The organism is Nakamurella lactea DSM 19367 (genome assembly GCF_000426645.1).
Taxonomy (GTDB): domain Bacteria; phylum Actinomycetota; class Actinomycetes; order Mycobacteriales; family Nakamurellaceae; genus Nakamurella; species Nakamurella lactea.
This window is the reverse complement of the sequence record NZ_AUFT01000001.1, coordinates 150,662-171,040: the sequence shown is the minus strand read 5'-3', so window position 1 is coordinate 171,040 and position 20,379 is coordinate 150,662. Positions and strand designations below refer to the sequence as shown.

Annotated in this window: 26 protein-coding genes; all 26 read right to left on the bottom strand. The window is 63.9% G+C overall.

Annotated features, from left to right (window positions below; translation table 11 throughout):
• Positions 1 to 15: 15 nt before the first annotated feature.
• The 26 genes from K340_RS33680 to K340_RS0100815 all read right to left on the bottom strand — a co-directional run bounded on the left by K340_RS33680 (position 16) and on the right by K340_RS0100815 (position 20,379).
• The gene (locus K340_RS33680) at positions 16 to 5,727 is read right to left on the bottom strand and encodes a phage tail tape measure protein (protein ID WP_154673996.1); all 5,712 of its coding nucleotides are present in this window, start codon (positions 5,725 to 5,727) and stop codon (positions 16 to 18) included.
• Positions 5,728 to 5,745: 18 nt separating this feature from the next.
• Positions 5,746 to 5,958: a hypothetical protein gene (locus tag K340_RS0100940; protein WP_029135328.1), complete on the bottom strand. Its 213-nt coding sequence runs from the start codon at positions 5,956 to 5,958 to the stop codon at positions 5,746 to 5,748.
• Positions 5,959 to 6,032: 74 nt separating this feature from the next.
• Positions 6,033 to 6,605, bottom strand: coding sequence for a hypothetical protein (locus K340_RS0100935; protein ID WP_029135327.1), 573 nt, complete (start codon positions 6,603 to 6,605; stop codon positions 6,033 to 6,035).
• On the bottom strand, positions 6,602 to 6,997 hold the full coding sequence (locus tag K340_RS0100930; RefSeq protein WP_029135326.1) for a hypothetical protein: 396 nt from the start codon (positions 6,995 to 6,997) through the stop codon (positions 6,602 to 6,604). Before K340_RS0100930 ends, K340_RS0100935 begins: the two co-directional genes overlap by 4 nt.
• Entirely contained in the window at positions 6,994 to 7,377 is a 384-nt protein-coding gene (locus K340_RS0100925) for a hypothetical protein (RefSeq protein ID WP_029135325.1), read from the bottom strand. The genes K340_RS0100930 and K340_RS0100925 overlap by 4 nt, the downstream gene beginning before the upstream one ends.
• Positions 7,378 to 7,469: 92 nt before the next feature.
• Positions 7,470 to 7,982, bottom strand: a complete 513-nt coding sequence (locus tag K340_RS0100920) for a phage tail tube protein (RefSeq protein ID WP_029135324.1) — start codon at positions 7,980 to 7,982, stop codon at positions 7,470 to 7,472.
• On the bottom strand, positions 7,966 to 8,181 hold the full coding sequence (locus K340_RS35590; RefSeq protein ID WP_154673995.1) for a hypothetical protein: 216 nt from the start codon (positions 8,179 to 8,181) through the stop codon (positions 7,966 to 7,968). The genes K340_RS0100920 and K340_RS35590 overlap by 17 nt, the downstream gene beginning before the upstream one ends.
• A 65-nt stretch (positions 8,182 to 8,246) precedes the next feature.
• Positions 8,247 to 8,657 carry a hypothetical protein gene (locus K340_RS0100915; protein ID WP_029135323.1) on the bottom strand — a complete coding sequence of 137 codons (411 nt, stop codon included), beginning with the start codon at positions 8,655 to 8,657 and terminating at the stop codon, positions 8,247 to 8,249.
• Positions 8,654 to 9,031, bottom strand: a complete 378-nt coding sequence (locus K340_RS35585; protein ID WP_154673994.1) for an HK97-gp10 family putative phage morphogenesis protein — start codon at positions 9,029 to 9,031, stop codon at positions 8,654 to 8,656. The genes K340_RS0100915 and K340_RS35585 overlap by 4 nt, the downstream gene beginning before the upstream one ends.
• Positions 9,028 to 9,450, bottom strand: a complete 423-nt coding sequence (locus tag K340_RS0100905) for a DUF6093 family protein (RefSeq protein ID WP_029135322.1) — start codon at positions 9,448 to 9,450, stop codon at positions 9,028 to 9,030. The genes K340_RS35585 and K340_RS0100905 overlap by 4 nt, the downstream gene beginning before the upstream one ends.
• Positions 9,447 to 9,827 (bottom strand): Gp19/Gp15/Gp42 family protein, encoded by a 381-nt coding sequence (locus K340_RS0100900; RefSeq protein ID WP_029135321.1) that lies wholly within the window; start codon positions 9,825 to 9,827, stop codon positions 9,447 to 9,449. The genes K340_RS0100905 and K340_RS0100900 overlap by 4 nt, the downstream gene beginning before the upstream one ends.
• Positions 9,828 to 10,016: 189 nt before the next feature.
• A complete protein-coding gene (locus K340_RS0100895) occupies positions 10,017 to 10,916 on the bottom strand; it encodes a major capsid protein (protein WP_029135320.1) in 900 nt (299 codons plus the stop codon).
• Positions 10,917 to 10,929: 13 nt separating this feature from the next.
• Positions 10,930 to 11,310, bottom strand: coding sequence for a capsid cement protein (locus K340_RS0100890; protein ID WP_029135319.1), 381 nt, complete (start codon positions 11,308 to 11,310; stop codon positions 10,930 to 10,932).
• A gap of 12 nt (positions 11,311 to 11,322) precedes the next feature.
• Complete coding sequence (locus K340_RS33675) at positions 11,323 to 11,892, bottom strand: hypothetical protein (RefSeq protein ID WP_154673992.1); 570 nt, start codon at positions 11,890 to 11,892, stop codon at positions 11,323 to 11,325.
• Positions 11,893 to 11,955: 63 nt separating this feature from the next.
• Positions 11,956 to 12,684, bottom strand: a complete 729-nt coding sequence (locus K340_RS33670) for a VG15 protein (RefSeq protein ID WP_051264715.1) — start codon at positions 12,682 to 12,684, stop codon at positions 11,956 to 11,958.
• On the bottom strand, positions 12,668 to 14,089 hold the full coding sequence (locus K340_RS26520) for a phage portal protein (protein ID WP_084613904.1): 1,422 nt from the start codon (positions 14,087 to 14,089) through the stop codon (positions 12,668 to 12,670). Before K340_RS26520 ends, K340_RS33670 begins: the two co-directional genes overlap by 17 nt.
• Before the next feature lie 12 nt (positions 14,090 to 14,101).
• The gene (locus K340_RS0100870) at positions 14,102 to 15,928 is read right to left on the bottom strand and encodes a hypothetical protein (RefSeq protein WP_211229197.1); all 1,827 of its coding nucleotides are present in this window, start codon (positions 15,926 to 15,928) and stop codon (positions 14,102 to 14,104) included.
• Entirely contained in the window at positions 15,918 to 16,262 is a 345-nt protein-coding gene (locus K340_RS33665) for a hypothetical protein (protein ID WP_154673991.1), read from the bottom strand. The genes K340_RS0100870 and K340_RS33665 overlap by 11 nt, the downstream gene beginning before the upstream one ends.
• Positions 16,263 to 17,341: 1,079 nt before the next feature.
• Positions 17,342 to 18,001 (bottom strand): hypothetical protein, encoded by a 660-nt coding sequence (locus tag K340_RS0100845; protein WP_154673990.1) that lies wholly within the window; start codon positions 17,999 to 18,001, stop codon positions 17,342 to 17,344.
• Between the two features lie 151 nt (positions 18,002 to 18,152).
• Complete coding sequence (locus K340_RS0100840; protein WP_029135315.1) at positions 18,153 to 18,356, bottom strand: hypothetical protein; 204 nt, start codon at positions 18,354 to 18,356, stop codon at positions 18,153 to 18,155.
• Positions 18,353 to 18,568, bottom strand: a complete 216-nt coding sequence (locus K340_RS0100835) for a hypothetical protein (RefSeq protein ID WP_029135314.1) — start codon at positions 18,566 to 18,568, stop codon at positions 18,353 to 18,355. The genes K340_RS0100840 and K340_RS0100835 overlap by 4 nt, the downstream gene beginning before the upstream one ends.
• On the bottom strand, positions 18,565 to 18,753 hold the full coding sequence (locus tag K340_RS35580) for a hypothetical protein (RefSeq protein WP_154673989.1): 189 nt from the start codon (positions 18,751 to 18,753) through the stop codon (positions 18,565 to 18,567). Before K340_RS35580 ends, K340_RS0100835 begins: the two co-directional genes overlap by 4 nt.
• A complete protein-coding gene (locus K340_RS35575; protein WP_154673988.1) occupies positions 18,750 to 18,911 on the bottom strand; it encodes a hypothetical protein in 162 nt (53 codons plus the stop codon). Before K340_RS35575 ends, K340_RS35580 begins: the two co-directional genes overlap by 4 nt.
• Positions 18,908 to 19,288, bottom strand: coding sequence for a hypothetical protein (locus tag K340_RS0100825; protein WP_029135313.1), 381 nt, complete (start codon positions 19,286 to 19,288; stop codon positions 18,908 to 18,910). The genes K340_RS35575 and K340_RS0100825 overlap by 4 nt, the downstream gene beginning before the upstream one ends.
• A gap of 172 nt (positions 19,289 to 19,460) precedes the next feature.
• Entirely contained in the window at positions 19,461 to 19,697 is a 237-nt protein-coding gene (locus tag K340_RS26510) for a hypothetical protein (RefSeq protein ID WP_211229196.1), read from the bottom strand.
• 325 nt (positions 19,698 to 20,022) lie between these two features.
• Positions 20,023 to 20,379: a hypothetical protein gene (locus K340_RS0100815; RefSeq protein ID WP_029135312.1), complete on the bottom strand. Its 357-nt coding sequence runs from the start codon at positions 20,377 to 20,379 to the stop codon at positions 20,023 to 20,025.

Genomic DNA, 20,379 nt, shown 5'->3' with positions numbered 1-20,379 from the left:
GAGCAGCTGACAGGATCATCGTCGCCTCCCTGTCGCAGCCGCCTTCGTGGCTGCTGCTGCTGCCTTCATCCGCATATCAACCACCACATCGAACGCATGGGTTCCGGCCCGGAGTGTCATCTCCGTGCCGTGCAGCCCATCGCGGATCGCCTTGGCCGTGACCTGAGCGCCGTACCTCAACGCCGCCTCCGTCCCCGCCTTGTCGATCTGCAACGAACGGATCTGCGCCGACGTCTGGCTGATCTGGCCGCCGAACAGTGCGTTCGCCCGGACGTTGCCCGAACGAGCACCCGCAGCCGACAGCTGCGAGTAGAGCGCCTGGATGGACTTGGCCTTGCCTGAGCCACCGGCAACGATCGCCGACAGCACATCGCCACCACGCCCACCGACGTCCGACAGGGAGTCGACCAGCGACGCAGACAGCCCCAACTTCAGAGCCTTCTGCTGCGTCTTCGTGAAAGCGTTCTGCTGGGCAATGTCGCCCCGCAACGCCTTCTGGATCGCGTCCGCCGTGATCTTCGCCGTGGACGACGAATCCCCGAGGATGCCGCCGTTCAGCCCGAGCGCCTTCGACCGGGCGTCAGACACGACGTCGGACACCTTGGCCCGCAGGTCCACCAACTTCTCGTTGGCCTTCGACAGCGCCGCCGTCACCTGGTCGTAGTGCAGCGCGCTAGACCGCAACGCGCCCTGCAACTTCGCCGTCGCCTTGACGTTCTGCGACTCGGCATCCGCGCGTTGCTTGGCCGTGGTAGCAGCCTTCGCATCAGCCGCCGCCTTCGCATTCGCGCTAGCAGTGGCCTTCTTCGACGACGCCTCGGCCTTCGTGTTCGCATCAGCCGCAGCAGTCCGCGCCTTCGCCAACGCAGCCTCAGCCCGAGCGATTGCCGTAGCCTTCGCCGCCTGCTGACCCGCCGTCTTCGCCGAACGCTTCCGGGCTTCGTCCAGCTTGTTCTCGGCCGCAGACACCTTGCCCGCACCTGACTTGGCCGTCTCCCGAACCTTCGACGCCTGATCCGCAGCGACACGACGAGCAGCCGTAGCCGACTCCCGCGCACTCGCCGCCAGCGTGTTCGCCGACGCCCGGAGATCCCGCACCGAAGCCGCGAGATCCTGCAACGCCTGAACAGTGACGCTCTCGCGCTCGCCGAAGTTCCGGGCACCGATACCCGCCAACGCCGAAGCGCCAACCAGACCACCGGACGCGAACCCAGGCATCCCGGAGTTGATCGCATGCAGCAGGCCGTAGTTCTTCGACGCTGACCGGGCATTGACGATGAACTCGCCGTTAGACACCCGAGCCAACCCGGAGTCAGACGTGCCGGTTCCGGGAGCGGCGACAGGGCCACCCTCGGCATATGCACCGTTGCCGATGCGCGTCAGGTAGTCGAACGATCCGTAGCGCGCCGGCACATAGTTCAGGAACGCACGGATCTGCGACTCCGGATCCCAAATGTTCGTGTTGTAGCCAGGATCCGCATATGCACGGAACGTCGGATCGATGAACTGCAACAGACCCTTGGAAGGCGTGCCGCGCTGGGCGTTGATGTCGTAGAGGTTGATGGCCCGAGGATTACCCCCGGACTCATGCTTCATCTGCTCCATCATGATCGGCAGCACCGACATCGGAGCACCCTTGGCTGCGAATACCTTCTGAGCCAACGGAAGCCACTGAGACACGCCCGAATAGTTCGCGGCAGGAATCGGTGGAATCGAGGCCGTCAGCTTCTTACCGACCGCCGACGCCATACCCTGAGCACCATCGGCCAGCATCTTCGCGAAGTCCGGAGCACCCGCAGACGAACCAGTGATGCCGTAGCGGATCTCCTTGCCGGAGTTCCCCATGAAACCACCGGACGCAAATGCCGGAGTGTCCCGGTTGATCTGCTCCAGTAGGGGCCGATTCTTCGCCGTTGCCTTCGCATTGACGACGTACTCGCCATTGGACAGCCACGACAGGATCGAATCCGACGTGCCAGTACCCGGACCAACCTGATAACCACCCGCCGCGTTCGCCCGGGCCTTGTTCAGCCCCGACGTGGCAGCCAGATCCGGGGTGGTGATCACACCCTTGTAGGTGATCTGCACCTCTTTGCCCTTGAGGGAGTCGACCTTCTTCTGAGTCGCCTCCATCTTGTCCAGAGCATCAACATTGTCGGCGGTGATCTTGCCGGTCCACTTGCCCTTGGTCTTGTCGTACGCCTTCAAGACGTCGCCAGCCTTGAGCTTCGCCGCAGCATCATCCCGTGTCAGGAACTGCGCCGACCAAGTGCCAGTCGTCTTGTCGTACACCTGGAACAGGTGGGTGCCATTCTTCTCGGCATCCCTGATCTGCGCCTCGAACGCGGTCTTGACAGCCTTCGGGGTCAGCCCGTACTGATCGGCCAGCTTCGCCGCAGCCTTCTCCGACACGCCTGCCGACACCGCAGCGTCAATGAACGCCTTGCGCTGCTTGCCGATCTCAACCTGCGCGGCCTTCGACGCATCCTTGACCGAGCCCGTAGCAGCAGCAGCCAGACCCGACTTGTTCGCCATGTCCAGCGCCGACTGAGCGGCCTTCCCGTACGCCTCCTTGTCGGCGGTCTGAGCAGCCGCGTTCTTCAGGTGTGCGTCCTGCTCCTTGCGACGGGCGTCGCGAACCTTGTCCTTCGAGTCGATGATCCGCCGGTCGTACTCTTCCTGCGTCTCGGTGTACTTGCCGTCCTCGTCGGTCTTCCGGCCGTCCTTCTGCGCCTCCGCAAGGTCCTTCTCGGCTTGGATCCGATCGCGGGTGGCCAGCTGGTCATCGGCAGACGCGCGGGCCTTGTCGTAGATGCCCTCGGTGATACCTCGCAGGGCAGCAGCATTCTCGCGCTGTGCCTGCTCGGCAGTCAGATCCACACCAGCAGCCCGGAGAACAGCGGCAGCCATCAGATCCGAAGCCGTCGTCACGTTGTCCGCGGCAGCCTTCACCTCGGCCAGAGCAGACGACAAGCCGCCCGTCGGCTCCTTCGCATCCTCCAGAGCCTTCGCCCAATCACCAACCGCAGTGGCCGCACCACCGACAGAGCCCGCCACGTGATCAGCGTCGCCGTGCAACGCCTGCAATGCCGACGTCGGAACGGAACCCTTCAAGCGATCAAGGTTCCCGGCAGTCTCGCCAGCCTTGTCGCCAGTGACACCGAGAGCCTGAGCCGCCGCCTGAGCTTCCGGCGTCATGTAGTGCGCCTTGTCACCCACAGCGGACAGCTGCGGGGCGAGGGCAGCCATGATCGCGGCCTGCTGCTCGGCGGGGATGTTCAGCGCCGTCATCGCTTCTTCGAGCGAGGCACCCGACGTTGACGCATTCCGCATCGCCTGCTGGAGCTGCGACCCGTACGCACCAGCCGCAGCCGTCGCAGCATCCTTGGCCGTCTTGAACGCCTCAGCCTGGACATGCAGACCAGCCGCCACGACGTCCTGCTCGGCATTCAATGAACGCAGGGCAGGAACGGCAGACTCAGCCTGGCCGCGGTAGTCCCGCATCTTCCGGGCAGCCGCTTCGTAGTCGCCACCCTGAGCCGCGATCTTCGACGCCATCGCAGCGATCGCATCATTGCCACCCAGGGCCGCACGCTTCAGATCATCGAAGGTGATCCCGGTCATTCCGAGCGCAGTCGAGTAGGCATCGAGCGCCATCGCGGCCTGGCCGTTGTTGATGTCGCTATTGTCGACAACGTTGGTCGTCTTCAGGATCGAGTCGCGGATCCCGTCAACCTTCGCCTTGGCACCAGCAGCACCTTTGCCGTAGTCGATGATCGCCTGAGCCGCGTCACCCGACTTGATCCCTACGTTGTCGAACTCGGACGCAACGTTCGCGAAGTCGGAGACGATCTTCGACGTCGTGTCAGACGAGATCGCACCCGTCGTCTTCTCCAGGGTGTCGGCCAGTTCCTTCGACCGATCGTTGAACTCCTGCGTCCGCTGAGCAGCCTCGGCACTGTTCGACGAGAAGATGGACAGGGCCGTCGTGATACCGATGATCGCCAGACCAACAGGCCCACCGAACGCAGCCATCAGCCCACGGCCAGCAGTAGCCGCAGCAACGCCAAGACCACGCAGGCCAACACGCATCGTCGCAAGCCCGGCATTCATGCCCTGGAACTTCAGGTAGCTGATCTGGCGGCCCATCAGCGTCAACTGAGTGCGCAACCCAGCCGCAGCCGTACCCACAGAGTTCAGCGGCCCACGAACCGTACGCAGCAGTAGCATCGCCAGCACCGCAGCATGAACCGGGGCGGGGAGAGACGCGAACAGGTTCGCAGCCGCACCGACGACACCGACGACGATGTTCAGCACCGGCATGATCGCGCCGACACCATCCGCGGCGGCAGTGAACAGCGGGCCGATCGCCGTAGCAGCAGACGCCAACAGGGGCAGCGCCGACTGCGCGATACCGATCACGGCCTGACCCGCAGTCGACAGGGCAGGCACCAGCGAATCAGCCAGCGCCGGCACCATGTCCGCAAGCGACCGCGTCCCAGCTTCGAGGGCCGGAGACAGCTTCTCCATCAGCGCGATCTGAGCGTCCTGCACAGCGTTCTCGACCAGACCGAAAGCACCCTTCAGCCCCTTGGTCTGAGCGCCCGCCAACTCCGCAGCACCGCCAGCCTTACCGACCGCGGCGGCCATGTTGTCCCACGCCTCGGTGCCACCAGCAGCAACAGCGACCGCAGCACGCACAGCATCGGTACCGAACGCGGTCGAGGCAGCAGCGGCGTACTGCTCCTGCGTCAGGGTCGCCTGAGCGTTCGCCAGTTCCTCGGTGATCGTGCGCATGCCGACGAAATTGCCCTGAGCATCGAACGCCTTGACGCCCAACTGATCCAGAGCCGCGGCCTGCTGCTTCGTCGGCGACTGCAAGCTGACGAGCATCGTCTTCAGCGACGTACCAGCATCAGAGCCGACGAGCCCCTGATTCGCGAAGATACCCAGAGCGGTCGACGTGTCATCGATCGAGATGCCCATCGAATGCGCGACAAGGCCACCCTGAGCAAGGGCCGCAGCGAAGTCGGTGATCTCACCCGAAGCAGCGTTGGCAGTGTTCGCCAGGACATCGCCAACGTGCGCGGCGTCCTTGCCAGCCAGACCGAACGTGTTGATCGCCTTGGCCTGGATCTCGGCAGCCTCAGCCCCATCGATCTGGGCAGCAGCAGCCAACTGAAGGGTGCCCTTCGCAGCAGCCATCGACTGCTGGACATTGAGGCCACCCTTGGCCAGCTCCGTCATCGCCTGGGCAGCAGTCGCCGCAGACGCACCCGGGATCTCGATATCGGCGCCCAGAGCGCGCGCCTGATCGCCGACCTTCTTCATCTGCGTGGCACTGGCACCAGACACGGCGCCCAGGGTGTTCAACTGCGACTGGAAGTCCATTCCGGCCTTGGCGGTCGACTTGATCGCAGCACCGATGCCGACGATCGCGACGGCCTTCTTCGCGAACGCAGTGAAGCTGTTGCCCGCATTGTTGTTCGACGACGCGATCTGGCTGTTCGCAGAGTTGACCTGCGACGCCGCCTGATGCTGAGCTTGCCCAACGTGGGTAGCGGCCGAACCGGCCGACGACGACGCCGACTGGAAGCCCTGCATGGACTGGCCGGCGGCACCGATCGCCTGCTGGAAACCGTGCGCCGACGACGCGGCAAGCGTCATCGCCTGCTGGTACTGGTGGATGTCGGCACTGACCTTGACGACGAGTTCCCGTTGCGGCATGGTCAGCACCTCCCCAAATCAGTCGTCACTCAGGTGGTTTTGCACGTAGACCTTCGTGCCAGCAGGGTTCTTCACGTCGCCGTGCTGCTCCATCACTTCGCAGCCGAGACACACCGTGTCGTCAGCGATCTCGAACTCGCCGGAGTTGCGGGGATTGAATGCGTGAATCGCAGATTGCCCACACGACCCGCACAGCGAGTCGTCGTACATGATCAGCGCCAGGTTGATCATGTCGGCCCGAGCGTTCCATTCGTTCCGGCCCGTCCAGTAGACGAGCGGGGAACGACCGGCGCGCAGGGCAGCCCTTACCTTCTGGACCGCGCCGCGGTTGTGGGGGTAGGCAAGGACTTCGGCGAGAAAGGGGCCTCGATCAGACCACCGCCGTTGTTGGCCTTGAGCCACATGGCGTGGAGGATCCCGAGGGCCGCGTCACCGACACGTTCACGGAGCGCGATGAATGCCTGCGCGGTGATCCCGGCCGGCTCGACGCATGCGACGGCCCACTGATAGGGCAGCAGCCTCTCTGCGGATCCCTCGGCGGACAGATCCAGTCCGTCGGCTTGGGCGTTGGCGCGGGCGGTGATGTGATCGTCGATGTTCGTGGGGCGGAACGTGAACTCCACATTCTCGGCCTCGAACTGGTCGACGAGCTTGTTGTGCTCGGTGATCAGCTTCGTCTTCGAGCGACCATCACCAACGGCTTCGTCGCCGGACTCTGCGGCCTCAATGGCGGCGATCTCGACACGGAGACGTTCGATCTCCACCAGCAGATCACCCCGGGTCGGGATGCGAACTTTCCAGTTCGGCGCGGTGAAGTTGCCCAGGAATGCGTCCAGGTCGAATGACTTCGCGTCGACCTTCGCCTCCGGGGTGGTCATCGCTTCGCACCCTTCGCGACCATGGCGGCCCGGCCGATCTCGTCCTTGACGATGGCGCGGATCTGCTCGTCGCCGACCTTCAAGGTCACCTGCTGACCCTCCAGGCTCTTGGCCATGATGTTGGGTATGTGCGACCAGACGTCCGGCCCAGTGTCGGGTCGAGGCGTGCTCGCCGTGACAGTGAAGGTCTTCCGTGTCCTGGCGAAACTCACAGAGCCGTCCTTGTTCTCCACCAGGACTCGCTTGCCGAACTTGTCCAGGTCAAACTCGTCGTAGTAGACGATGGCTTCTCCGTCGCCGATTTCGGTGACGGTCCAGCCCTTCTGGGCGACTCGGAACGGGTCGATATTCAGCGCCGTCAACAGACTGACGATCAGCAGTCTCTCGCTCATGCCGACACTCCCAGCTTGGCGGCGACGTCGGCGGGCGAACCCTGCACAAGCATCGGAGCGGCGGCCAGACTCGTGAAGACGGTGGCCTCGTTCGAGGTGTTGACGCCCTGCCCAACGGCCACGACGTGACTGGGGGAGATCCAGACGTCAGCGTTACCGCTGGGCGACTGGAACCGCACGAGCCCAGCATCGGGCTCAAGCGCGGAAGCGATGTCGTGCAGCTTGGTCTCAACCGCCCGGGTCTGCGCGATGATCGCAGCAGTGACCTCGCGGGTTGCAGTCGAAACCGCAAGGGACGCATCGAGAGCAGCGGAGTCCTTGCCGCCTGGCAGACCTTCGAGGGCCTTCCTGGCGCGGACGTAGTGCGTGGTATCAGCCACGGTATCTCCTTCGGTAAGACGGAACAACGGAACTACGTGGAGCCACCCGGCCCGGGACGCCTCAAACACGCCCCGGGCCAGGCGGAGTCAGATCACGGGCCAGCGACGACGGCCTTCGTGGTGAATTTGCCGGTCGGCAGCAGCGGCACGGTCATCTTCAGGAAGCCCTCACCGGTGCCACCCTGGATCTGCGGAACGTCGCCCGAGAAGTGGTAGATGTCCAGGACATCCGTCGCGGCAAACGCGGTCTCCTGCGGCTTGCCCACCCGGCGAATGAAGTACCCCTGCGGGTAGTCCTCGTGGAACACGGCCAGCAGGTCCGTGGTGTCCGGCAGTCCAGTCGACGCGAAGTCGCGGAACAGCGGCAGGTTGCCGGTGTACTTCTTCCGGGTCGGGACCGCACCGGCAGCCGAGTCGCACACGGCCGATTCGTCGGTGGTGTCGGAAGCGTCCGCGCGAACTTCGTAGTTCTTCAGGACGTAGCAGGTGATGTCGACGGCGGCGGTCAGCTCAGTGACCGTCGGGGCCTTGATGTCGGCGATGACAGTTGCGTCGCCGGCCAACCAGACCAGCTTGGTGACTTCGGAGTCAACGAGACGTGCCATGAGTGTTCTCCTTGGGGGTGGCGGGCTTCTGCTCCGCTTCGGTGGTGGCCTCAGTGGCCGGAGGAGTGGTGCGCACCTGCGGAACTGCCACCGAGGCATTCGCCTTGGCTGCTGCCTCGGCGGCAGCAAGATTCGCCCTGATCTGAGCGACAGTCGCCCAGGACTTCGCATTGGGCTTGCGGTATCGGATGACTGGCATCAGATCCCCTTTCGGGCATGACAATTGGCCCGACACCGAACCGGCGCGGGCAGACAGGAGGTGGGTCAGGTCAGGCGATCGGCGAGCAACACGAAGCCGTCGGTGCCATACACCGTCGGAGTCGGCAATGCGGACTCGTCAGCAAGCGGCTTGTTCGAGAAGTCCGACTCAACCGGGCCACACAACCAGCCGTCAGCCACGAGCCGCACACCGATCAGCGCATCAGACACGCGCTTACGCAGGCCCCGGAGCTCCTGGCCCAGCTGGACGGAACCGGAAGCAACAGACGTGATCTGGAAACGGAACTTGCCGTCGTTGAACCCCTGCGCCGCGCCCTGCGTGCGATCCCCGTTATCCGGGTACACCGCCACATACTGGGCCGTGGTGTTCCCGGTGACGATCGAGTCAAAGACCTTCACACCCGCCGGAACAGCAGCCTTCACAACCGCAATGAACGCCTCCTGGACCGTCGTCACAGCGAATCCGCCGCAGCTTGATCCATGCCAGCCACATACTTCGCCCACTGCTCATCCGCCGACGGCAACATGTGCGAGATCGGGGCCGTACGAGCCGAACCGAACTCGACACCCACGCCGAACTGGCCCTGAATCTTGTCGGGATTCGGACCAACCTCGGCCGCCAACCCGCCATCAAGCAGGTCATAGTCGATCGAGCGGGCATAGTGCGGCAGGTGAGACGCGCCAGGAGTAGCAGCACGAACCCGAGCCTGAGCGCCCTTCTTCACCTCAAGGGCGGTCTTCGATACGTTCCGCCTCGCCTGAGACTCAAGCCTCGCCGGAGCCGCACGCAGATCCGAGATCAGCTCATTGAGGCCAGTAACCGTGATCACGGCGCCTCCAACTGCAACTCGTCTGCCTGCAACCGCTCAGCCGTAGCGTGAGTCTTCGACAACCGCGAACGCACCGTGAACTGGCGGCCAATATTCGCCGGATCGTGAGTGCTCGCCGTGATCGTGATCAGGGCCATTCTCGGCACAGTCGGCGAACCCACCGGAATCGAGATCACGTGCGACACGACCGTCTTCTGATCAACCGCAACGAGCGGGCGATCGGACACTGGCTGGGACAGTTGGATCCGACACCTGCCGTCGTAGATCACGGTCGGATCCGGTGGGATCGTCGTGTTCGTGCCCGGGTCGTATGTGCCTTCACCCTCGCCCGGGATGGTGATGGTGCAGGAGTCCTGCATGAGCGCGTTCGCGTGATCGCGTCCCCTGGCCAGCACCCCGGCAAGGCGGTCCGGGTTCATGCGTACCCGCCCGAGCCCTGCACCGTCCCGGCAGTTTGCCCCGGGATCAGCATGGCCCACTCCGCATCCGTCAGATACAGACCACTCGAGGCGATCGACGGGTCTAGCGTCTCCGACTCCGTGTGGTCATCAACCGAATCCGAGCGCTGCCGAACACCGAGCGGATTCAACATCACGCGCCGAACCGCGCGGACCTCGAGCAGACCCACCACTTCCGCGAATGCGACGTCGTTCGTCAGCCGAGAAGCGAAGTCCGGCACGCGCAGGGATATCTCCAACTCGATGTCATCAAGAAGAGCGCCGGCCTGATCCGTTTCGCTTGCGCTGAACTCGCGACCCAGCCGCCGGGCGACTTCCTCCGGTTGAGCTATCGCCACCGGACACCTCCCTCGCATCAGTCTCGGATTCGAGCGACGGATAACCGGCCGCGACCTCCGCCTGGTCGAATCGGGCAAGATCCCCGGCGGCCAGCGTGATCACGTCACCGCGAATTGCCGTGCGGTGCCCGTCCGGGCTCAGGTAGGTGACCACCTTCGCCCGGACGGTGCGCTCGTTCCGAGAAGCCATCAGCCTGCGAGGCCGGTGACCTTGATGACGGAGTACGGGTTCGTCACGACGAACACAGGGCGCACGCTGGACTGAACCCAGGTCCGCTCCGTGGCCTGCTCGCGCCAGGTCTCGGTGCTCAGCGACTTCTCGAATCGCATCTCACCAACCTGCCCAGCCTCGACGACCAGGGCCTCACCGGCGGTCTGCCGGTTGGTCGGGATCATCTCGATCCCGTTGGCCGACAGCACGGCACTCAGGTTGCTGGCGCCGTAGAACTGCACCAGGTTCGAGTATTGCGCCGGGTTGACGATCCACAGGTTGTACTCAACCCCCAGCTCGTCGGTGTCAGCGGACAGCTGCACCTTCGCGAAGTCCGCCGCGGGCTCGATGGCCTTGGTCATCGAACCGGCCGCGGTCGACAGGGCAGTGGCCCAGTTGGTGCCGGTGGCGGTCTGCGAGAACTCGGTCACCGCGGCGTTCAGGACAGCCAGGGCGCGACCATCGGTCTTGCGCTGGATGGTGTTCGCCAACTTCTGCGCACCAATCCGGAGGGCCAGCGGGTCATTGCGGTCCCGAGCCTCGTCGGTGACGAAGAACTTGCCACCGAACTTCTCGACCTGGGCAACCTTCGACGTTGCGCGGCTCGAGGTGACGATCGGGAACTCTGCACCCGGCTCGACGTTCTGCACGTCGCGGTCGGTGAACAGATCGTTCGCGGTCAGCTGGTCGTAGATGACCGCGCCGCCGGAAACGCTGCCGCCGTTGGAGAAGATCCGCTGCGAGAACATCTTCCGCAGGGTCAGATCCGACAGGTAGCGGGTGATCCGGGTCGGCTCGTTCAGCATGGTGTCGAGAGTGATCTCGGTGCCACTGACGACGGGAGCGCCGAGCGGGTAAGAAACGGGGTTCTGTGCCATTGTTCAGCCCTCCTTAGTAGAGCTTGATCAGGACGTCGGCGTTCGCCGCGCCTGCTTCGAGGGCCTGACCGACAGCGATCCCGCTGGCCAGGGTGACCGCCTTGGCGCCGGAGCCGACCTCGACCTGTGCGCCAGCAGCGATGGTGCCGCCAGCGGTCACGAAGAGGATGGTTCCGGGGCCGGAGATCGACGGGACGCGAGCGCCCGAGGCCGCGTCGTACGCGGCGACTCCGAAGACGGCGCCGGCCGCGGTTGCGGGGGCCACCTTCACAAGTCCGGTGGTGGTGTCCCGAGCGCCAGAGACGCCGAGGAAGGTCTTGCCGGTCACGGCAGCGGTGGTCTGAACGGTTACGTCAGATCCCGGCCGGAACAGGGGAATTGCTTCATTCGCCACTGTTCATTCCTTTCATTCGGTGCGCCCTGGTAGCCAGTGCGCCGGATAGCTGTCCTGTTGCCCCAAGGGCACATCCGTCGGCGTCGCGCCGGGGCGCAACTGCTCGACGGGCCTGTCGGACGGCGGTGGGGTCGTGGTGGTGCTGGGAGCCGATGCGGTTGCAAGCTCAGCGATCCGCTTCGCCCTGGCCTCGATCTGTTCCTCCGTGCCGGATCCGAGAAGATCGAAGTCGGCTTCCGCGATGCCGTGCCTGACGGCGATGCGCAGACGGAGAGCTTCCGACACGGCGGCTTCGGCGCGAGCCTCGGCAGCTGTGCGGGCTTCCGCGAGCTTCTGAACTTCGGTCTTCTGTGCCTCTTCCAACTCGCGAGCCTTCTGGGCAAGCGGTTCGGCCTCTCGCAGCTTGGTCCGGTAGTTGGCGGCCTCGTTTCGAACCTTCGTCAGTTCGGCGCGCACCCACTCGGGGAGCTGCGAGAGATCACCGGTCGGAGCAGGCTCGGTCGCAGTCGCCTCCGGGGCGGCTGGTTCCGGCTGAACTTCCGGCGCTGCTGGCACTGCGTTCTGCGACACGTCTTCCGGCATTGGTGTGCCCTCCTGGGGCTGAGTGATGGGGTACTGCTCTTCCGCCACCAGGACGGGAAGTTTCTACTTCAGGCCGAGAGAGGTACGCATCTCAGCGAGGATCGCCTTGGACGGGACCGCTGCGGAATCCTTGGTGTCCAACTTCTTCCGCGCGGCCCGATAGCCCTTGTCCCAGTCGGCGACCCACGGTGCAGGCTCGAACGTTTGGTTCGACCACACGGCGACCGGCACACAATGGCAGTGCGGGTGGTACTTCTTCCCGCCGCCAGCCGACGTCTCCGACCTATACACCGGGCCGCGGGTCGCCAGCAGCGCACACCATGCGCACGCGTTCGCCGAAGCGTGACGCGCCCACCGTGGCCGCGCCGGATCCCGCTCCACGTTGACCTCGACGGTTTCCTTCGCCGGCTCCGTCACTTCCTGCTGAAGTGTTGCCGTAAACCGTGAAAGGGCCTGCTGAGCGTTCGGCTGCTCGAGGAACAGCGGGTACGCCGACCAACCGATCCGAGATTGCAAGGCGTCGGTGATCACGACTTTCGACAGCCGCGCCTCATACCTGACCGACTGCCCAGCCTGAACCCGCAGATCGTCGAACCATTGCGCGCCAAGCTCCGCGGACATCGGGCCGTACTGCTCGATCAGGGCCGCAATAGCTTCGCGAATCGCGCCCGTAGCCGCAGCCGCGTTCCCGAGATCCAACACCCGCCAGACCGCCAGGAACTCCGCAAGCGATGCAGACGAAACGTCATCGAGTGACGACTGGAACCCTTGAACGTCAGCCAGCGTCGGCACGCTGGTTCACCGCCTGCTGAACGGTCGGATCCTGCCGAGCGGCACCGGCAGCAAACCCGAGTCCAGCCAAGCCTTGTCGGGCCTGCTCGCGGGTCCGAATGACCTTCGCGCGCTCGATGTCCTGAGTCGTGAGGGTCGGAACCTTCTCCCACAGGATCTCCGACGGCAGGCCAAGCATCTGCGCCAACTTTCCGAGACCATCGACAGTCTGGGCGAACGAACGGGCGGTGGCGTCCTTCCAGCGGACCTCGGACGTGTAATCCGCGGCAGCCTCGGCCTGGCCATCCAAGTGCGAGCAGAGACGGAACCACTGCTCCCAAGACTCACCCAAGCTGGTCCCGATCTCGTCCGCCTCGCGCTCCTTGCCAGCCTCAAGGGCGGCAAGGGTCTCAGCTGAGATGTTCGACAGCGCCGGGATCCCCAAGTTCTGCGCGGGCAACTGACCCTGAGCGGCCATGTCCAACATGGCCGACTCTTTCGCGGAGATGTATCGGGTCAGGTCCGTCTCCGGAAGCGACCCAACCTCCATGCCCTCCGACTTGCCGTCCGCGAAGTACCAGATGTCGGAGGCGCCCATCCGAAGCTCTTCGGCCTCAGACTTCGGAATCCAACCCAGCACATACTTCTGCTTGAACGCAGCGAAGAACTGGGCGACAAGCTGCCCGAACACGGTTTCGTTGATCCGCGCTTGCACAGTCATCAGCGGCTCAACGATGCCGAACTGCTCTTCACCGTCCAGCAACATCCGATCCCGCCACCGAACAACCGGGCAGATCCCGGCGTCGTGACTCCTGGACTCGATGTAGTGGAACTGATTCGCGGATGCGCCCAGTACGGAGTCGTCCTGGAACGTACCGCGCACAGGGTTCTGCGCGCCGATGTAGTAGACCTTCTCTTCGTCGAACAGGCGGAGCATCTGACCGTCGATGTCGAGTGCCAGCATCGGCCACTCGTCCCACGTCGGATCCGAATAGACCGCAGTCATCTGACGCGGCGAGTAGCCCTTCGACACTGGCCCCTGACTGCCAGGCAGGACCGTCGCATACGACGCGCCGTATTGCAGCGCCGAGCGATGGATCCCGGTCTGTCCGGCATTCATCCGGTTGCGCTGGAAGTAGTTCCATGCAGTGGAGCGATCCGGAGACGAGGCGGTGTAGTAGCCGTCGATCTTCAACACCTGCGAGAAGGTCTTCACCACCAGCGGCAACAGGTTCGTGTCGGCCTTCTCTGCGAGACGTCGCATCACGTTCGGCGCATCTATCGGAACCTCAACCTGAGACTTCCGGAGTGGCCCGATCGGCTGCATCGCAGCATGGATCCGCTCGAGCCGGGGGAGTTCAGCGGCTCGAGCGGACTGCATAATGTTGCGCACAGCGTCAAGCGCCGCAGACTGACTCAAGCCCATTGCCTACCCCCTTTACCATCTCGGCCGGAAGTAGGCTTCTCCGGTACGTTCTCGTTCCGACTTGCGGTTGTTCAAGTACATGCGCCGGACCATGCCCGCGCCAATCATGCAAACCGCCAGGTCGATCTTGTCGGGAGACTCCCTGTGGCGCTTCATGATCGAGACGCCGAAGTTGTTCGGAGCACGCCTGGCATTCCGGACATGCAACGCCAACCGTGCATCGCCATCGTGCGTGAACACCGGCAGCAAGGGCGGATTCTGCTGAGCGCGACGCTCCGATTCCTCGATGTCCTCGAGCGTCCTGCCGGCCGCATCCGTGAACTCCCGGACCCGCTTCACGTTCGACATGTCCCACATCACTGCGTGACCCTCACGTCCCGGCGTCGCCCAGATCTTCAACTGGTCCTTGTAGCGGCGGTGCCACTCATCGAACAGGCCATCCCAGTACCGTTCCTGCGTCTCGTCATCGCGGGTATGCGACGGATCACCGAAGAACGCAACCACCTTGTACCGGTTCATGATGTCCTGCACGCGCTCATCGACCCGATCGCGCGGAACCAACCAGCCCTTGCCGCGGACACCAGGCGGACGCTGCCACATACCCAGCGTCATCCGATGCCCGTCAGACATCCGACACCCGATCAGGCCGGTTGCATCGTCCGACTTGGAACCGTCGAAGAACAGCCCGATCTCGTCATCCTCGGAAACCTCGACCCGGGGCGCGGCCATGATCTGCCACTGCTGCGGCGTCGCCCAAGAATCCTCGGCCGCCGTGATCTGGTTGTACCACTTGCGACGAGACTCCGAAGGTGGGTTCGACAAGTTCAGGATCGACTTGACGATCCGCTTCGTGTTAAGCCACACCGCATCACCGCGGATCGACTCAACCACAGCCGGCGCATCCTCAGCCGTCAGTGGCGCTTCCGGGGGAGCCTCGAGCGAGTCATACATGACGCCCACCGACGCGGCTCGCGGCCGGTCCTGCTCATCCTCAGCGTCTGCGTCGCCCTGTGTCGCCTCCCACGCCTCGCGAACCTGCCGCCCGACCGATTCCTCACCGGGACGATAGGCGTTGCAGATATCCAAGATCCGCGCCGCACCATCCTCAGACTTCGCAGCGTTACCCTCGATCGCACCAGCCATCGTGAACCCGTCGTTCGACGTGTTCCAGTTCTGCGTTTCGTTCCGCACGATCAGCGTGGGCCGACCACCCTCGATCGCAAGCGGCGACGACGTAACAGCCTGAATCTGCCGCTCATCGCCCAACGCCCAGACGTTGGTCTTCGAGATCTGCACACCGAACCGAAGCCGCGTCTCAGCCGGCACAAGACCAGGGAACAGCTTCATCGTGTTCTGCGTCTGCTCCTGCGACACGGCCACCAGCTGGATCCACGCCGCCGGCTCATCGCGGCCGACCGGACGATCACCGTCCCAGTGATCGAACGTCACTGGACCCAGCATCGACGCCATCGCCAGACAGGCAGCGACCGGATCCTTGCCCCAGCCCTTCAATCGCTGCAACACTGCCGAGTGGCAGGCGAACTCGCCCGATTCCTCGAGCGCGTAGAACCACAGGATGAACCGCGCCTGCTCAGCCGTGAACGTCCACGGCCCACCACGCTTCGCCCGGAGATACTGACCACACCAGGCCAGGACATCCCAGCCGAGAGTCAGTTCGGGCAGCACCCAGCCGTTGTCCCACTGCCACGTCGGACCGACCTTCACCGGCTCCCAGGCGAGATCCGTCGGCGGCGCAGCGTTATCCAGAAGGTCGCGGTACCAGGCGATGATCTCCGGCGACTCATCAGCCTCAGATGCAGCCGACCGACTACGCGCCACGAGCCCGAGCAGCCCAAGAGGACTGGCCGGCGGACCGCTGCTGATTCACCGACCCGCCATCATCCGGCAGCTTCAACGAACGCAGCAGAGTGTTCATCGTCGAACGGTGCTGACGAATCTCGCCGATCAACGGATTCACAACCGGCTGCCCCATGGAACCCTTCACCACCGGCTCCGCCTCGGCCAGGATCGCGTCCATCCGCTCGATCAGCGTCATCTCACGACAAGCCGCCTCGAGCACGGCCAACTCATCTGTACGCAGCTCATACTTGGCCGTTGTTGCAGACCAGAGGCTCAATGCCGTGGCGCTCAAGCGATCGGGGGAGTCGTTCACGGTGCCCTCCTGGGGCGACACTCACCGCCTGGGCGAGCCGGATGGATCACGAAAAAAGGGTCTGAAATGCCCGAGGGTCGTTCGTCGGACCAGGCTTGCTAGCTCCCGCGGTACTCTTATCGGGCCGACCCGGGGCCTCCCCCCAGGGGGTCAGCTTAGGCCGGGATGCTTCGGCGATGGTCGATACCGTTCGCGTCGGAGTCGCGCTCGAGCGGCGCGGGATTCCTTCGCGGTCTTGATCTTGTGGTGGTCGCGGCAGAGCCATTGCAGGTTGCTCATGCTGTGGTCGTCGCCGGGGATGATGTGGTCGCAGTCGGAACCCTTGACGGTGCAACGTATGCCGTGGTCGATGGCTTGGCATTGTCCGCCGGCTCGAGTCTTCACGGCTTTGACGAGTGACGGCCAGTTGCTCGGCAGTCTCGATCGTCGGTCGCTACTCGTCCAACTCATCGCGTGTCTCGTGTCGCTTGGTGCGCCGATCCTGTCCGCGTGCTTCTCGGCAGTCGTCGCACTCGTCGTAGTCGTAGGCCAACTGGTCGCAGTCGTCGGCTGAGCATGCGTGCCAGCGACTCACGACGTCCTCCGTTGTGCCGAGCCGATCGCCAGTCCGTGCATGGTCCTGGCGATCGGCTCGCGCTATGAAGTTGTCCGCACCGTGCGCACGGTGCAGGGTTCCACGCTCGTCCTTGGGTGCGTATTCCTAGCGCACGACCTAGCCGCCTAGCCACTCATTGGCCCGCGGTAGCCCGACGTATGCGTGGTGCTAAGTCCCCGGCCACAGCTCACGCCTCGTGTGAGATGTGCTGACGTGGCGGGCCGGGGAAGCAAAAACCCCGCCAGCCCTGTCGGACGACGGGGAGCAAATGGGTATACGGGGTCAGGTCAAAGTCTGACACACCTCAGCGTGATCCGCAACGTAGTCGTCAAGCGTGTGGCGGATCAGCCATAACCCAAGGCACCTCACGTTCACGGTGCCATCCTCATTGCGGTGCACCTTGCCGCGCTGTAGCCACTTGTCCACCCTGTGCACGGGCACGTCGTAGAACCGTGCCGCTTCGGTGATGGTGGGCCGCCATGCCCTACGCGATACGGCTACCAACCCGATCCCTCTCTCCTTGGATCTGGAGCTTGACCAGCTCGGCGCCGTCGTATCGCCTGCCGCAGTTCTCATCTGGGCAGACGATGGCGGTTTCTGGTGGCACGGGTTCGTAGAGTCTCCGTCCGCAGCCCTTGTTGGTGGCGCGACCGAAGCATCTGCCGATGGGCTTGGGTTGATTGGTGGCGCGTCGTAGCATGCCCGCCAGTTCGGTCACCTCGTCCCAGTAGTCATCGATCCAGGGCAGTGCGCAGATGCGCGCGTGCCAGGTGCGCAGGATGTCGATGGGCGAGCCTGACGTAACGAGTCCCAGGTCGTCACGCACGCAGTCGGCCCATGAGGCGAGTGTGCCCATGATGGACCGGACGCCATCGCCGGGGTTGGCGTTGAAGTCCAGCATCGCGAGCACGTCCAGCCGGATCAGCGCGGGGGATCCGGAGAGCTTGCCCCGCTTGCCCTCTTGCTGCTGGCCTTGTTGCTGGGCGTAGATGCTCAGTTCGGGATACATCAGCTCGATGTCGGCTAGCGCTTCCAAGATCCTGCGAGCACAGATGGCGCATAGTAGGCCAACCTCGGACTGTCGGGGGATTGGCTCGTGATCGTGCGCGCCGGCTTCCTTGCAGTCGAAGGACTTGCAGCGCATCGTGCATCCTCGGACACACCTGGTGAATTCCTGTATCTGGTCACTCATCGGCGGCCTCTCCATTGCAGGTAGGTGACGGTTGCTCGGTGGGCGAGTAGCGGGTTGCGGTACAGGGTGTAGACGATGGCGAGTAGGCCGATGAGTGCGGCCCTCATGGATGTACCTCATGTGTCAGCTGATGCGCTTCGTAGTCGTACGTGTCGGATCCCATGCTGATAACGAGCGCGCCTCCGATACGGCTGGTGCTGCGGACAATTGGCACGTCGATCTGCTCGCCGCAAGTCGCGCACCGGGTGCGTAGGTGCTTGATCACCTGATGGCCGTCGTGCCAGTCGGGTTGCGCCGGGGTGCTCATCTCGAACCTCCGAACAGATGCGTCGGCGCCCAGGTTGCGTCATACCCGCTGCTATCGGTCCAGTCGGTCTGCGGCTCAATGTCAGGCGCATCAGGCAGCCCCAGTAGCCCACCCTCGTACATCCAAGCCGTCCGAGCGATCGCATTGGACAGACCGATCAGCGCGCCGATACCTGCTGCGGCGATGAGGCAGATGCGCAGGGGCAGGTTCATGACGATGCCTCCAAGTAGCTGCGCCGGAAGCCACGCAGGCCACATGTTGCGCACTCCACGAAGCCGAGTTCCGAGAGGAACAGGAACGGGGCACCGATGGTCACCCAGTCGTGGTCGTAGCAAACAGATTGAGGTGGCGGTGTCAACCCTTCCGACCCATCGGCGTATCGATAGACGGTGCTCATCTCTCTTCCTCCAGTAGCTCAATAAGCCGCTCAGCAGCCTCGGTGCAGATGCCGTCGGTGAGTTTGCGGATGTTCAACCAGCGCCCGAACTCGATCAGGGCATCGGCGCCGGCTAGTTGCTCGACCCAGGCTTCTTCGGCTGGCGTGAGGGTGGTCATTCGGCAACACACCACCAGTCGGTATCCGACGATGAGGTCGGGACAACGGTCGAGCCGACCATGATCACGCCCGAGCTAGTGGTAGTCGCTTCCACGTACCGGGTTCCTTGGCCACAGTGCGCTGCGTTTCCCTCGGCGCCCAGACCGATCGCAACCACGCCAGTCGCAAGCAAGGGGATCACTATGAAGACCTGTACGGTCAGCGAGATTCGGTGCTTCGAGAACCAACGTTGCTTGTCCGAGATGGTCGGGTATCCGATCTTCTCGGACTCTTTGATGTCGCTGTAGGAGAACCATGCGACAAGCGGCAGCGCCAGTGATCCCAACCCTAGAGCGACGACGATGATGATCCCGAGAACGGTAAGGAAGGTGCTCATCGGTTCCTCCTGCGGTGTTTGGTCTTGGCGTGGTACTGGGCGTGCATCACGTAGATTCGTTCGATCCGGTCGACCCACTGGCAGAACTCGGGGCAGTTGCATCGTCGGTAGTTGCGTTGGTGGCCCTTGGCTCGTGGGTTCCAGCCGCCGTTGAGACGTCGGGAGTAGCGGCTCACGACTCCACCCGCTCGCCGATCAGCAACGCCCTCAGATCGCCCAGGCTCATCGTGACCCACTGGTCGGCGGGATTGCCCTTGCCGACCCGCTTATGAACCACAGCGGCCACCACAGCGTCGTCGTTGCCCATCTCCGTCAATGCTTCCGAGTACCAAGTGCCCAACGAGAGCTTGGCGACGTCTTTGCACTCCAGGACCACACGGCCACCACCAAGGGCGGGCGAAAGTCTCACGCCACCGATGTCGCCCCTGTCCTTTGCGCCGTTTCGCGGTCGCCGGTCGATGCGGTCGTCTACGTTCGCTGCCAACCAGTCGGCGATGGACCTCTCGAACCGTGACCCCGCAGCCTTCGCGGACTTCCTGGACCTGCCAGTGCGCGTAGCGCCTGGCTTGTCCCCAAATTGTGGATAACTCTGTTCCTCGTTCGCGTGCGCGTTACTCAACAGAAGATTTTCCTCTCAAGGTGAGAACTCTCTAAGTAAGTTCGTCCGTACGTACGTCCGTACGTGCATATGCTCGGAGCAATGCTTGGCGCATATGCTCGGAGCATGCTGAGCATCACTCGGTGAACGGCTCGTCCGGGTGCCAGCGCTTGTGGGCGGCCAGCTTGGCCTTGCGTTTCCGCTCGGCGTTCTCGTCGCTCGTCGGCTGAAATTCTGTCCAGCCGTTGATGTCCCACCCTCCACCAGCGCTGGACCATAAGCCCACGCCGACAAGGCGTTTCGCGTCGGCCATGCTGCCGTGGATCATCGGGAGTGCGAGCTTGGGGATGAAGCCGTCCGTGCCATGTGCGCCCGAGTAGCCGAGGCTGAATAGGTAGACGCACACGGCCTGCTGGTGACTGTCGGCGAGCAGCATGAGGACCTTCGGATTGGACGAAATTTGGGTGTCCAAACGGACCCAGGGGAGCGCCAT

Excerpts from the sequence above, each read along its gene's own strand:
- K340_RS33680 (WP_154673996.1), bottom strand. The coding sequence starts at position 5,727 with ATGCCGCAACGGGAACTCGTCGTCAAGGTCAGTGCCGACATCCACCAG.
- K340_RS0100940 (WP_029135328.1), bottom strand. The coding sequence starts at position 5,958 with ATGATCAACCTGGCGCTGATCATGTACGACGACTCGCTGTGCGGGTCG.
- K340_RS0100935 (WP_029135327.1), bottom strand. The coding sequence starts at position 6,605 with ATGACCACCCCGGAGGCGAAGGTCGACGCGAAGTCATTCGACCTGGAC.
- K340_RS0100930 (WP_029135326.1), bottom strand. The coding sequence starts at position 6,997 with ATGAGCGAGAGACTGCTGATCGTCAGTCTGTTGACGGCGCTGAATATC.
- K340_RS0100920 (WP_029135324.1), bottom strand. The coding sequence starts at position 7,982 with ATGGCACGTCTCGTTGACTCCGAAGTCACCAAGCTGGTCTGGTTGGCC.
- K340_RS35590 (WP_154673995.1), bottom strand. The coding sequence starts at position 8,181 with ATGCCAGTCATCCGATACCGCAAGCCCAATGCGAAGTCCTGGGCGACT.
- K340_RS0100905 (WP_029135322.1), bottom strand. The coding sequence starts at position 9,450 with ATGAACCCGGACCGCCTTGCCGGGGTGCTGGCCAGGGGACGCGATCAC.
- K340_RS0100895 (WP_029135320.1), bottom strand. The coding sequence starts at position 10,916 with ATGGCACAGAACCCCGTTTCTTACCCGCTCGGCGCTCCCGTCGTCAGT.
- K340_RS33675 (WP_154673992.1), bottom strand. The coding sequence starts at position 11,892 with ATGCCGGAAGACGTGTCGCAGAACGCAGTGCCAGCAGCGCCGGAAGTT.
- K340_RS26520 (WP_084613904.1), bottom strand. The coding sequence starts at position 14,089 with ATGGGCTTGAGTCAGTCTGCGGCGCTTGACGCTGTGCGCAACATTATG.
- K340_RS0100845 (WP_154673990.1), bottom strand. The coding sequence starts at position 18,001 with ATGCGCTGCAAGTCCTTCGACTGCAAGGAAGCCGGCGCGCACGATCAC.
- K340_RS0100840 (WP_029135315.1), bottom strand. The coding sequence starts at position 18,356 with ATGAGCACCCCGGCGCAACCCGACTGGCACGACGGCCATCAGGTGATC.
- K340_RS0100835 (WP_029135314.1), bottom strand. The coding sequence starts at position 18,568 with ATGAACCTGCCCCTGCGCATCTGCCTCATCGCCGCAGCAGGTATCGGC.
- K340_RS35580 (WP_154673989.1), bottom strand. The coding sequence starts at position 18,753 with ATGAGCACCGTCTATCGATACGCCGATGGGTCGGAAGGGTTGACACCG.
- K340_RS35575 (WP_154673988.1), bottom strand. The coding sequence starts at position 18,911 with ATGACCACCCTCACGCCAGCCGAAGAAGCCTGGGTCGAGCAACTAGCC.
- K340_RS0100825 (WP_029135313.1), bottom strand. The coding sequence starts at position 19,288 with ATGAGCACCTTCCTTACCGTTCTCGGGATCATCATCGTCGTCGCTCTA.
- K340_RS0100815 (WP_029135312.1), bottom strand. The coding sequence starts at position 20,379 with ATGGCGCTCCCCTGGGTCCGTTTGGACACCCAAATTTCGTCCAATCCG.